This window comes from Pseudanabaena biceps PCC 7429, from assembly GCF_000332215.1.
Classification (GTDB): domain Bacteria; phylum Cyanobacteriota; class Cyanobacteriia; order Pseudanabaenales; family Pseudanabaenaceae; genus Pseudanabaena; species Pseudanabaena biceps.
Map to the genome: position 1 here is coordinate 1 of NZ_ALWB01000149.1, position 13,585 is coordinate 13,585.

The 13,585-nt window shown below is 42.2% G+C and carries 7 protein-coding genes, 1 pseudogene and 2 CRISPR repeat arrays; of the genes and pseudogenes, 7 read left to right on the forward strand and 1 reads right to left on the reverse strand.

The window, feature by feature from the left end:
• Positions 1–49: 49 nt before the first annotated feature.
• A CRISPR array of direct repeats spans positions 50–852; the repeat unit is 35 nt; unit sequence GTTTCAATTTTTTTACCCCGCAAGGGGACGGAAAC.
• Positions 853–1,183: 331 nt separating this feature from the next.
• The 7 genes from PSE7429_RS15540 to PSE7429_RS15570 all read left to right on the forward strand — a co-directional run bounded on the left by PSE7429_RS15540 (position 1,184) and on the right by PSE7429_RS15570 (position 13,389).
• A complete protein-coding gene (locus tag PSE7429_RS15540) occupies positions 1,184–1,858 on the forward strand; it encodes a Uma2 family endonuclease (protein WP_009628209.1) in 675 nt (224 codons plus the stop codon).
• A gap of 154 nt (positions 1,859–2,012) precedes the next feature.
• Positions 2,013–3,779, forward strand: a complete 1,767-nt coding sequence (locus PSE7429_RS15545) for a Cas10/Cmr2 second palm domain-containing protein (RefSeq protein ID WP_009628210.1) — start codon at positions 2,013–2,015, stop codon at positions 3,777–3,779.
• Entirely contained in the window at positions 3,776–6,193 is a 2,418-nt protein-coding gene (locus tag PSE7429_RS15550) for an RAMP superfamily CRISPR-associated protein (RefSeq protein WP_009628211.1), read from the forward strand. Before PSE7429_RS15545 ends, PSE7429_RS15550 begins: the two co-directional genes overlap by 4 nt.
• The gene (locus PSE7429_RS15555; protein WP_009628212.1) at positions 6,194–7,831 is read left to right on the forward strand and encodes an RAMP superfamily CRISPR-associated protein; all 1,638 of its coding nucleotides are present in this window, start codon (positions 6,194–6,196) and stop codon (positions 7,829–7,831) included. It begins immediately after the preceding gene.
• Complete coding sequence (gene csx19, locus PSE7429_RS15560) at positions 7,828–8,406, forward strand: type III-D CRISPR-associated protein Csx19 (RefSeq protein WP_009628213.1); 579 nt, start codon at positions 7,828–7,830, stop codon at positions 8,404–8,406. The genes PSE7429_RS15555 and csx19 overlap by 4 nt, the downstream gene beginning before the upstream one ends.
• Positions 8,407–8,429: 23 nt before the next feature.
• On the forward strand, positions 8,430–10,799 hold the full coding sequence (locus tag PSE7429_RS15565; protein WP_009628214.1) for a TIGR03986 family type III CRISPR-associated RAMP protein: 2,370 nt from the start codon (positions 8,430–8,432) through the stop codon (positions 10,797–10,799).
• Between the two features lie 236 nt (positions 10,800–11,035).
• A CRISPR array of direct repeats spans positions 11,036–12,904; the repeat unit is 35 nt; unit sequence GTTTCAATTTTTTTACCCCGCAAGGGGACGGAAAC.
• Between the two features lie 272 nt (positions 12,905–13,176).
• On the forward strand, positions 13,177–13,389 hold the full coding sequence (locus PSE7429_RS15570) for a hypothetical protein (RefSeq protein WP_009628215.1): 213 nt from the start codon (positions 13,177–13,179) through the stop codon (positions 13,387–13,389).
• Between the two features lie 17 nt (positions 13,390–13,406).
• On the opposite strand, the pseudogene PSE7429_RS27245 reads toward PSE7429_RS15570, so the two are convergent.
• Positions 13,407–13,585 (reverse strand): annotated as a pseudogene (locus PSE7429_RS27245) (ISKra4-like element ISMae18 family transposase); the annotation flags it as partial.

Genomic DNA, 13,585 nt, shown 5'->3' on the forward strand with positions numbered 1-13,585 from the left:
CAAGGGGACGGAAACAATTGAAATTTTTGTAGTGTCAACTTGTACACTAGTTTCAATTTTTTTACCCCGCAAGGGGACGGAAACATTGATCTTCATTGCTTCAGTTGGAGCAGTCTGAAGAGTTTCAATTTTTTTACCCCGCAAGGGGACGGAAACAGTTGCTAAAGCGATTGCATCTGCAACTTGCTGTGTTTCAATTTTTTTACCCCGCAAGGGGACGGAAACTTCCAGTCGCCGCTGTTCTTTTCAGTACAGATGCGTTTCAATTTTTTTACCCCGCAAGGGGACGGAAACCAGTCCAAGTTTTCTAAACTCAGAAATAAGTTCCGAGTTTCAATTTTTTTACCCCGCAAGGGGACGGAAACATTAACTTGTTATGTTTAGTTGTGCCAATGGCTTCTAGTTTCAATTTTTTTACCCCGCAAGGGGACGGAAACAAACTTACCTTGTTTAAGGGGTAATCCAAATTGGTTTCAATTTTTTTACCCCGCAAGGGGACGGAAACCATAATTCCCGTTTCCGAAGACAACTTGGTAAAGATTGTTTCAATTTTTTTACCCCGCAAGGGGACGGAAACTGGTGTATCCGTTGGTCAACAAAATTGCCTCAAAGTTTCAATTTTTTTACCCCGCAAGGGGACGGAAACCAAACAAGTTCCCCAAGCTGCAACTGAACATGGGTTTCAATTTTTTTACCCCGCAAGGGGACGGAAACACGCCCCCAAAGGTGACCGTATGAACATCATCAGAGTTTCAATTTTTTTACCCCGCAAGGGGACGGAAACTTTTCTCTTCCTCTGACAGTCCGTACCCCAACTGTTTCAATTTTTTTACCCCGCAAGGGGACGGAAACGGGAGAGAAAGAGAAAAGAATGAAGATCGAAGAATGAAGAAAAGACGAAATCGAGAAGGCTATTATGCTTGGATGAAATTATTTTCCTTGTCTTGCTTCGATCTTCATTCTTCCGCCTTTCCTCTTACCTTTTACGCCCATTACCCCGCAAGGGGACGGAAACGTAAGGGAAAGGCGGAAGATCGAAGAGGGAAGAGAAGACGAAGAAATAAAAAATTCAGCATCTATCCCCGCTTAGCTAACCAATGCCGAAGATCTATTTTGTGTTACAAGTTATATATGTAGCACTTCTTAGATTTTTCTAAATTTTAATGAACAGTAGTAAACAATCATGCCTATTACAGCAACAATATCTAACCTAGAAATTAGCCCAGCTAATAACGCTGTACTACCAAATATTAGTTGGCAAACCTATCAAGCCATGCTCACGGACATGGGTAGCCAACGCTCGATTCATTTAGCTTATTATCACGGAGTTTTAGAAATAAAAATGCCTTTAGGATTGCATGAAACCATCAACTATATCCTAGAGAGAATTATTATTGCACTGACAGAAGAATTAGATTTAGGCATTCGGGGATTTGGTTCCACAACATTAAGCCGAGAAGACTTAGCCGTAGGCGTAGAGCCAGATTGTTGTTTTTATATTCAAAATAGCGATCGCATTAGTGGACGTGAAATTGACCTTGCCACTGATCCACCTCCTGATTTAGTTGTTGAAGTTGATATTACAAGCCCTAGCAACCGTAGATTTGCAATTTACAGAGATCTCGGCGTACCCGAAATATGGAAATATAGTGCTTCAAATGTCCGAATCTATCAATTGCAAGCCAATGAATACCTAGAAAGCGAATTTAGTCTTGCTTTCCCGATGGTTTCTTGCATGATTCTTAATCAATTTTTAGAGCAGTCAGTATCTAACGACGATAACAAATTGATACGCGAGTTTAGAGCATGGATAAGGCATCAGATAAGCGAAGGCGGAAGAGGGAAGATCGAAGACTGAAGAAATACAATGAGGATTAAAAGAATACGAAAATATTGCAATTTTTAAAACCCGTTTTCATTCTTCCCTCTTCCATCTTCCATCTTCCGCCTTGGAATACCCCCTTTCCATATATCCTGCTATACTGCCCGAAATTCATATAAAATCACCGATTATGCATCTTGTACTGCTAGAAACATCGGGCAATCAAAGCTATATTTTCTCTACCAATAAACTCAAAGAAAATATTGGGGCATCAGAACTCACCTATCGGGCTGGGACAAAATGCGTGCTAGACGCAGTAGCCGAGATCCGCAAACAAGCATCATTGTGGTCAGCCGATAGCAAAGAACTGCGTTGGAACTTGCTAGACCCTAAACAAAACCCACGCCTAGATGGTAATACTAACTCAAAAGTAGAAGTCATCATTGCCACATCAGGCAAAGCCCTACTGCTTGTCAGCGAAAAAGAAATAGGCAAGACAATCATTCGTTGGGCAACCTATGCTGCACTCAGAGACTCCCCAGGCATCGATCTTTGTGGCGTAATTTCTGATGATTTTGAATTGGGAGAGTCAGGACAACTGGCAGAAGCGATCAGGCAAGTACATCAACAATTTGAGGAAGTTAAGGCTAAACGTCCATCGATGGATATGCGCTTTTTACGACTGCCCATCGTCGATGAATGCGCCACCAGCGGATTACCCGCCGCCGAACTGTCAAAAGATAGCGCAGAAGATACCGAAGAAAGTACATTAAGCCCTTACTCTGCGGTAAGTATGGCAAAACGCAAAAATCATATCTATGGCGAACAAAGAATTGCGGCAATGCTGAGACGTTATGACCCAGCTTTGAAACTTTCTGAAAGCCTTACCTTTGCCGATGAAACTCAATGGCTAGCGATTATTCATGCTGATGGCAATGGATTAGGAGAAATATTTTTGAGTTTTGATAAACACTTGCTTGATCTAATCCAACAAAAAAATAAAAATGCTAACTCATTAAGCGATCGCGAATATGCTGAGCGCGTGCGAGAGTTTTCGATCGCCCTCGACATTTGTACCGAAAAAGCATTTGTAACTGCCCTAAAAGCGACCTTCCTCTCTAAGGAAAAAACAACATCCTTGCCGATCGCGCCCTTAGTTTTAGGTGGAGACGATCTCACCGTTGTCTGCAATGCTCAATATGCACTACAATTCACCGTATATTTTTTGAAAGAATTTGAAAAAGAGACTACTCTTAATCAAATAATTGGGGATAAAACAATCACCATCGTCCCAGAACTAGCCAAAATTGCTTTAGGCGTACCGCGTCTCTCTGCCTGTGCAGGTATAGCGATCGTTAAGCCCCATTTCCCCTTCTCAGTCGCATATCACCTCGCCGAACAGTTACTCAAAACTGCAAAAACTGTTAAAAGCAAAGTTACGCAGCTTAAAGGTACTGAAACCAAGCCATATCCTTGCTCTGCGATTGATTTTCATATCCTTTATGACTCTAGTGGCACAGACCTCGATACTATTCGCGAAAAACAACAAGTTGATAATGGTCAAACTTTGCTCTACAACAGCCCCTATGTAGTTACAAACATTGACGATATTCCAGAAAACAATGGTAAAGCATGGGCAACTCGCCATGATTGGAATGCTCTGCGTAGCAAAGCTAAAGCACTCAACCCAGATCAAGAAGTCGATCATGAACTACCGAGTAAATTACCTAATAGTCAAGTTCATACTCTGCGATCGCATCTCTACATGGGACGAGAGGCAGCTAATGGCTACTATCAAATGATTAAAGGACGCTATGACTTTGCAAATCTTGAAGATAGTGAAGGTTCTTTATTCCATAAAGAGCAAGATTCTGATGTTCACACAACTAGTTTACTAGATGCAATGGATGTAACGGCTTTTTTGGATTTTGATATTAAAGCGGAGCAGCGACCATGACCAACAATTCATCTCTAGAAGTACCAACTAATTTTACGATCGCGATCGCGATGGAAAGTGATTGGCATATTGGCTCAGGTACAGGACGACGCGGCGACATTGATCGTCTAGTCAAACGCGATCGTGATGGTTTACCATACCTGCCCGCTAAAACTATTACAGGCATTTGGCGAGATGCTTGCGAACTCCTCGTCAATGGATTAGACGATAGCGCATCAAATGCCTACTTCTCAAAATTACTAGATTATCTATTTGGCGATCAACCAGCATTAGCAAAAGGCGCGATCGCCATATCTCCACGCGAATCGGCTCTATCGATTCGTGCAGCCCATTTCCCAGAGACGCTTAGCAACGCTCTAAAAAACAAGCCACTACTGAAAGAAGCGATCGCCTTTGTAAAGGCTGGAGTCAAAATCGATCATGAAACTGGATGTGCATTAGAGGATCATCTTAGATTTGAAGAAGTTGTGCGGGGAGGTATTACCCTCAGCGCTGATTGTCAGTTGCAATTACCAGAAGACACTCAACTACAACAGCTTTGCTTTGCGCTTCTAGTTGCTAGCACCAAATTTTTTACCAAGATTGGTGGCAAGCGGCGACGTGGGAATGGTCAATGTCAGGTCACTATCGAAGGCGTTACAACTGATGAATGGATAAAATGGCTCGGTGATTATCTCAACTCCGAAAGCCTCACTTTACCCATTATTCCTAAAGTCGCCATTCAATCTCATCAACCCAAAGCAGGCGATCGCAGCGAAGGCAAAGAAAATTCTTGGCAAACTATCCGTCTAGAAATTACGGCTCTTAGCCCGATTGTGATTGCTAAACGCACAGTTGGTAACGTTGTCGAAACCCTTGACTACATCCCTGGAACCCATCTACTCAGGATGGTACGTCGTCAGATTGTTAAATATTATCCCGACTTTGCCACATCCATCGACAGTGCGATCGCCCATAACGATCTCGTCATTACTAATGCCACCATCGCGATTGAACAGACTCAAAGCTATCCTACTCCTTTCATCCTCTCTACCGAAAAGATTGGGGGCGGATTACTCAAGGGCGCAAAAATCTATAATCGTTTTGTTGATGATGATTCTAAAGCTACGCAATTAAAAGCTGAACGAGGAGGGTATCTGACCTGTGCTGTTAACAGTGACAGTCTCGAATATCCCAACTATCAAAAAGTGGAAATTACTGCCGAAACCCACAACATTGTCGAAGATACTGTTCAACGTCCTACAAATAAAACGGGTGGTGTCTATACCTATGAGGCGATCGCCGCAGGGACAATCTTTCAAGCTGAAGTCCGATTACGCGAGCATATAGCTAATAGTATCGGTCAAACGCAAGCACATTGGCAAAAAATCCTTGGCGGTGAAACTGCGATCGGGCAATCGAAAAAGGATGACTATGGCAGAGTCACGGTTGAAGTCTTAGATGATAAAGCAGAGCCAAATTCTTCACCAAAACCAGAGCAGGATGTTACAGAACTCACAGTATGGCTGATTTCAGATATGTTACTTCGTGACGATCGCTTGCGTCCTACCAACAATTTAGATGATTTGAGAAAGCAATTAGAAGCCAAACTAGACATAAAACTCAAGTTGCCTGAAGAAAAAATAGGTATTGCGCGATCGCATCGGATTGACTCATGGCAAGTCCGTTGGCAGCTACCACGTCCGTCATTAGTTGGCTTAGGTGCTGGCAGTTGTATTCGTTTTGAGATAATTGATGGTGAACTAGATTCAGCCAAGCTGACCGCAATAGAGCGATCGGGTATTGGTGAACGTCGAGCCGAAGGTTATGGACAAGTACGTTTTAACCATCCATTTTTATCTGAGTCATTATCTGGATTAACCTATCTAAAACCTAGCGATGAGAATAAACCACAAGCAGATCCTCCACCAAACCTAATCCCTTTTCACCGTTATGCCAGAATCATTGAACGTGCGGCATGGCAGAAGGCGATTCAGCAGAAGGTATTGGCAAGAGCGAAAGATTACAAAACCCTTTTGTATATTGGCATAGAAAAGGACAAACCAACTATGAGCCAGCTTGGAGCTTTACGTTCAGTTCTCGGTCAAGTTCAAAACTTTAATGATACCGATCAAGCGATCCTATGGTTAGCCAATGTCTTGGCAAACAAGAGTCGTAGCGGCAAATGGCTTAGTCAAAGTCTAGGAAAAATTAGACTATATCTGACGGAAGCACACGTTATTTGGGAAGATTTGGCATTAAATCTAGAACCAATCACCCTAACCGATACAGGTGAAGATGAGCTTAAACAAGAGCTATGGGCAGAAGCACTCTATGCCCTGATTGATGCTTGCATTCGTGCTCATAAGCGAGATATAGAAAAGAAACAATCTCAAGATTCTGAACAAACCCAAATCGCTCAGGAGGTAAATTAAATGGCACGCAATCTTCATTTTCGATGGCATATTTCGGGAGCCATGATTACCACTAGTCCCCTTAGCGTTGGTGGTATGAGTGCTGGGACAATTGTCGATCTAGCTCTGGCAGTTAATGGACAGGGAAATTACTATATTCCTGGTACAAGTTTAGCTGGTGCGCTCCGTAATTGGATGTCTCGTAATTACGACTCAGAAATATCTGACTCAATATTTGGTTGCATAGAATCTAGCCAAGGGAACGATGATGGCTATGCCAGCTTTATTACAGTTGCTGATATTCCCATTGAGCAAAAAAATCTATATTTCGAGGTGCGTGATGGAGTCGGCATAGATCGCGAATTGGGAACTGCTGTTGATAACTTTAAATACGATCGCGCAGTCTTACCCAAAGGCACAGAGCTAAATATCTTGTTAATCATCGAGAGAAAAGACAAGATTAGTGATGATGCATGGCAATCCTCTGAACAAGCGATCGCCCATTTGCTTGAGGCTCTCAAAACTGGCAAAATCCCCATCGGCGCGGCAAAAACACGCGGATTAGGACGCATCAAGTTAAATGGAACAGATTGGGATATCCAAACCCGTGATTTCCAAACAAGGAAAGGCATTTTAGCGGCACTAGGTTATCAGTCAAAGGAAGCAAAGCCAGAAGATGCTGCTCAACCATTTGTCTATACAGCCTCAACAAATAGTTCTCAATCGACTAATTTAGCGATCTCGATTTCATGGCATCCTGTCGAACCTGTCATGGTAAAAGCTGAAGGTGATGGAATTGCCGTAGATATATTGCCCCTGACTAGTGCTAATGGCAGATCAGTCACTTTTGTGCTACCAGGTAGCTCGATTAAGGGTTCGCTAAGAACTCAAGCAGAACGGATTGTAAGGACAGTTTTAGGAATAGGAATTGTTGATCAGAGCAATCCCTATGTCAAGCAAAACTATCCTACTCAAATTGATGTGCCGCTAATTAGTGAGCTATTTGGTAAAGCTGCCAAAATCGAAAATGGGGATCAGCAAGGTCGCATTGGGGCATTGAGTGTAATTGATTGTTATGCAAATCTAGATATCACCCCTCAATCTTGGGCAAATATTGAATCTGCGACAACAGAAGCTCAACTAAGAACTTCTCTTGGTGCGGTAGGTTTATTAGATACTAAGCAAGCAATGCACGTTGCAATCGATCGCTGGACTGGTGGAGCCGCCGATCAGATGCTTTATAGTACTCTTGAACCTATTGGTTTTGAGTGGGAGCCAATTGTGTTAGAGATCGATATTGGAAGAATTAAACCAGAAAAACGATGTGTAGAGATCGATAATTGGAAGATTGAAGAACAGAGAAAGCAATATGCCGCGATCGCTTTAGTCCTGTTAGTTTTACGAGACATGATGCTAAGCAAAATCCCGTTGGGCTATGCGACTAATCGTGGTATGGGCGCGATCGCAGTAGATAGCATCAAAGTTACTGGCAATGGGTTAGATCCAGAATTAGCCGCTTTAGCAGATGTGAAACTAGAAAATAGCAATCTCAACCCTCTTAGTCCTGAGTTACTCAATACTCTGACTGCAAGTTGGAAAGCATGGATCGCTTCTCAAACAAATCGTAAAACAGAAGTTAAAGGAGGCACAGCATCATGAGCAATCTCAAAACACTGAATGGACGAAAATCTCAAGATATTTCATTGCAAGATGCTATTGCGGCTTGTCAAGCTCACTTTAATAATAGTGCGATCGCCTTGCTATATTCGCCAACAGCTTGTCAGTTTGCTAAGTTAGAAGGAGGAAGTCTTAGAGACTTTGTTGGTAAAGAGATTGAAACGGCTCCAATTTTTGAAGCGCGAATCTTCAATGAAACTTCAGAGTTGCGATGGCTTAATCTCAGTAGTGGCATAGGTTCCGCTGTTTTAATATCTCAAGATAATATTTCAGCGATTTTTAAAGATGAATGCAACCTCAAATATTTTGAGTCTCTGCCACAGCAATATGTCCTCTGGGGGGAAGGGATGGCAAGTTCTCCGAAAAGTTCTGAGGGATGGAGTCGTCTTGGGGCGGCGCGAATTGGGGCGATGGATGTCCCGATCGCTGATATTACAACGAATGAGCAACGAGTTATTCTGAAAGTGATTGAGTACTTACGGGAAGTAGACGATCATGGCAATGTTGCTGTAGTTGAGGAGCGACTAGTTTGCTTAAAAAGTTTTACTAAAAATTAACGAGATCTTCTGAGGATAAATTCATGACAGTTGGCAAATTAGTCGTTAACAAAAAAAACGTACAAGTTGAATTTACAAATGCTAAGGGCAAGACAGTTTCAATGAATATCAAAGAGTCTGAACTATCTGACTCTCTAACACAATTGAGGCTAAAAGCGATCGCTCAACTTAATGGATTAGAAGTTGATCTAGAAGTAGTGGGCGGACAACCTAGCCAAGTTCGAGAAAAAGATAAGCCTTTTCAAACACCAAATGCTAATGCTAATAATCAAAATCAGCCTGTTGGTAATAGAAGAGTAATACCTGCCCCTAACGCTAATCAAGCACTTCGTGAGTCTGAAGTAAAAGGTGATTTTCATAATCCTTATAACTTTGTTCCGTTTTTACCCCGTGAGGATATATCAGGAGATTTGGGCGATCGCAATCCTCTTAAAATTGGGATGGGGCATGGTGTGTATCAGAGCGATCGCTGGAGTGGACGTATCTCTGTAACGCTGACAACCAAAACACCACTATTAATTCCTGACATTTGTGATAGTGACGAGAAAGAGGCGCATAAAACTTTCCCTTTACGCATCGGTGCAGATGGTAAGCCATATTTACCGCCGACTTCGATTAAAGGGATGTTGAGATCGGCTTATGAGGCTGTTACTAATTCACGTCTAGGTGTGCTTGAAAAACATAGCGATCGGCTTTTCTATAGGATGAATGCAACCGATGGATTAAGTTTAGTGCCTGTGAGAGTTGAAGGGGATCAAATTAGATTGATGTGTGGCACATCTGAAGAGGTTCCTAATTGGAACGATCGAAGACAAAGATGGCAATTGCCTGATGATCTCATGTATGCGGCTTGGCTCCCTCAATATAGACGCAATCATAATCATAATGTTGGCTACGAAGGAATGCAGCATGGAGACCATGTTCGTGTTTGGTTGGAGTTATGGCAGAAGACGAAAACTGATAGAGACGGTAGGTTACAGACTATATTTCGGTACTGGTTGGTCAAAAGGATTGTGCCATATGAGCAAGATCTAGGGCAAAAACCAGTAAGAGGACAAAGTTACGGCAATCATCAGCCTGTACCAAATGAACAGATGCTCTCAACTGATGGTTATGTTTGCATTACTAATCGAAATATTGAAAGAAAGCATGATGAGCGAGTATTTTTCTGCCATCAGGGTTCCTTGAAGTATGCCGTACCTAAATCTAATCATGAGTCAGATTGGGAAAACCTAATTGCTGACTATCAAGAACTCCATGCAGGTAAATCTAGAGAAGACAATTTGATCTGGTCTCGCCATGTTATTGGTGGTCATACAGAACTAAAACTTAATGATGGAACTTTATGCTATGCCTATCTAGAGAAAAATTCTAATGGATATAAAGTTATGCAACTTTATCCTGTAATGATTTCTAGAGCTATGTATGACGAACCTCCTATTGATTTACTGCCTCAAACTCTGCATCTTGCTAACAATCTGGATGAGCTTTCGACCGCCGATCGCGTATTTGGTTGGGTAAATCAGGAGAAGGATGGAAAGGGAGCTTATAAAGGTAATTTACGGATTCATAGCGTCAAATGTGAATCTGCACAGGATGACGCTATTCAGGAATTTCCAAGTGGTTTGACTCTGGGGATACTCGGACAGCCGAAACCACAGCAAGCAAGGTTTTATGTTGCCAAGGATAAACAAGGAACACCCCTAGACAAAGGGATTAACAAGCAGGATGGATATGGTAATACAGATCTAGGCTTGCGTGGGCGCAAGGTATATCCCCATCATCAAGCTAGTGATTGGTCAAATCCTAAAGATCCCGATCAAGAGTATCGACAAACTGAACGCAGCGATCAGAACCGATCGATTAAGGGCTGGGTGAACCCAAACACTAATTTTAGGTTTGATATTGATGTCACTAATCTCTCTAGCGTTGAATTAGGTGGTTTGCTGTGGCTTTTGTCTTTGCCTGAAGATCACTATCATCGTCTTGGTGGGGGTAAGCCCTTTGGCTTTGGCAGTGTTTCTTTGAGCATCAATTGGCAGAATACAGATTTGCGGACAGGCGATCACTGGCGAGAGTTTTACTCTAATTTGAGCTTGGTTGACGCACCAGATAATGACGCAGCTAAAAAAACTATTCAGGTTTTTCAAGATGAGGTGGGTCAGGTTTACAGGGAAAAGTTTCAAAATGTTAAGTTCATCAAAGCATTTTGCCAAGCTGCGAAAGGGTTTGATGACAATAAGCCTATACATTATCCTCGTCTGCAAGAGGCTAAGGGTGAGTCGTTTGAATGGTTTGTAGCAAATGAAAGCACTCAGGGGATGAAGATATCTTTGCCTGACTTGACTAAGGATCGTGGGCTGCCCTATAAACCCCAAAATCCAAGGCATTGACGTATGGTTTTAGATAATTTACACTAGCGTCAACGCTGATCAGTTCTAGGGGTCAGCCAGTACCTTGAAAACCGCATAACTTCGTCAACCCCAAGAACTCGCTCTCCCAGTAAGGGTTTGAGCCTGTTTTGAAGGAGCCTTATTGAAAGCTATTCTCAATAATTTGACAATTTTCTTACCCCCAAGAATTTTCGTGTTGTCAAACGCTCTCTAGGCAAGCCCTCCAGAAGCCGAGGGTTTCAATTTTTTTACCCCGCAAGGGGACGGAAACGCTGCTAGTAATGCAATGAATACACCAACAGGTTGTAATTGTTTCAATTTTTTTACCCCGCAAGGGGACGGAAACTTTACCTTCTGAGCTTCAGTCGGTGCAGTCTGTAGTTTCAATTTTTTTACCCCGCAAGGGGACGGAAACATGCAAATTGGATATGTTTGAGCTGATTGCAGAGTTTCAATTTTTTTACCCCGCAAGGGGACGGAAACTTAACGGCATTCGCGTCTGGTCGACCAGCTAGTTTCAATTTTTTTACCCCGCAAGGGGACGGAAACCAACCCGAGAGTGCAATGATCGAAACAAGTAAGGTTTCAATTTTTTTACCCCGCAAGGGGACGGAAACAATCCCGCTGGCTGGATTTGTTCTCCAGCAATCGTAGTGTTTCAATTTTTTTACCCCGCAAGGGGACGGAAACTAGCTGAATTACCAAACCAAATAGTCAAGCATATAGTTTCAATTTTTTTACCCCGCAAGGGGACGGAAACAAACTGTTCCACTTTCGTTTCCGAAGCCAGTGGCGGTTTCAATTTTTTTACCCCGCAAGGGGACGGAAACCCAAATTGGATACCAATACCAACAAGTGCTCCTAATGGTTTCAATTTTTTTACCCCGCAAGGGGACGGAAACTCGATAGTCGAGCGATGATTTTACAACCTTTCTAAGGCTTTCGTTTCAATTTTTTTACCCCGCAAGGGGACGGAAACAGGAACGTGAGAGTGTTAAGTTTAGGTAACACAACGTGTTTCAATTTTTTTACCCCGCAAGGGGACGGAAACGAAAACAATTAGCTTTGGTAGCTTCCAGTCACCACCAAGGTTTCAATTTTTTTACCCCGCAAGGGGACGGAAACCTTAATACATTTTGATCCTATACTTCTTTTTTTGAGTTTCAATTTTTTTACCCCGCAAGGGGACGGAAACATTTCAGGCTTTACCAAGGATAAAGTACCTAAAAGTTTCAATTTTTTTACCCCGCAAGGGGACGGAAACAACGAAATCAAAGTGATAGAAATAGCAAGAAGGCAAGGTTTCAATTTTTTTACCCCGCAAGGGGACGGAAACCTATAGTGTTTCCAATTAATCCTGCTTGTCCCATATCGTTTCAATTTTTTTACCCCGCAAGGGGACGGAAACAGTTCCAGTTATTGAGGCACCATTGACCAAAAGTTTCAATTTTTTTACCCCGCAAGGGGACGGAAACACAGATATTGCAGCAACGTCTGCTTGGACAACGGTTTCAATTTTTTTACCCCGCAAGGGGACGGAAACTAGGCACCACTAGTACGAAGCTGAATGTTGTTCAGGTTTCAATTTTTTTACCCCGCAAGGGGACGGAAACAGTAAGCCCAGCACTAAAGTTAGTACCCCAAGTGTTTCAATTTTTTTACCCCGCAAGGGGACGGAAACAAAAAACAAGTAAGAAACTGAAACAACAAAGAAAAAGGTTTCAATTTTTTTACCCCGCAAGGGGACGGAAACCCAGGTGGCAGAGTGTTCTTGATAGCGATCGTCGAAGTGTTTCAATTTTTTTACCCCGCAAGGGGACGGAAACGTAACCTGTTGCTGGTTGCTTGCTTGTTTTTTAGTTTCAATTTTTTTACCCCGCAAGGGGACGGAAACTTAATTTTGCAGTTTTGAATTGTAAAAAGCTCAATAGTTTCAATTTTTTTACCCCGCAAGGGGACGGAAACTTTACTTTTGAAATTTAACCATTATAGGAATCTAAAAGTTTCAATTTTTTTATCCCGCAAGGGGACGGAAACGTACAGTTCTTTTTGTAGGCTGTAATATGAAAGGTTTCAATTTTTTTACCCCGCAAGGGGACGGAAACTCTTAGAAAAGACGGAAGAATGAAGATCGAAGAGAGAAGAAAAGATGAAGAAACAAAAAAGAAAAATGTAAAGCTTTTGGGATCAAACATAATTAAAGGATTAAGTTTCGTTCTTCATTCTTCCTTTTTTAATTTCCTCGTCTGTCTTCCCTCGTCCGTCTTTAAATCAACCCCTCCCATGATTACAACAAGTTGTAACAACCCAAACCTTGGAAAGCCCCCTTTCCTTATATCCTGTTATACTACTGGAAATTTTAGACAAATTGCCGATTATGGACTTTGGATTGCCTGAGAACGATATTTACCAAATTGCATTACAAATACATCAACGAGCGATCGCTACTCTACTTGGGGACAAATTGCCCAATGAATATCAAACTATCAGCGAATTAGAACCCATAAAACGAGTTAAGCAATTGTTGGGACTAAATAATCAAAAAATTGATATATTGTCACTCCTATTCGATCGGGAGCATCTCAATTAGGCACTGAGTAAATATACTTAGGCAAGATTGAGGTTGAGATAAGCGCAACGATGTTTAAGAACTTGGGGAAGATTATCGCGCTTCCACTGAGCACCAGATATTTTGATTCTACGCCCAATTTGCTTGATAGTAGATTCAACAGCACCAGAGCCAATGGTAATTCCTTGTGTTTGAAAAGCTTGGTAGTCAGGGATAC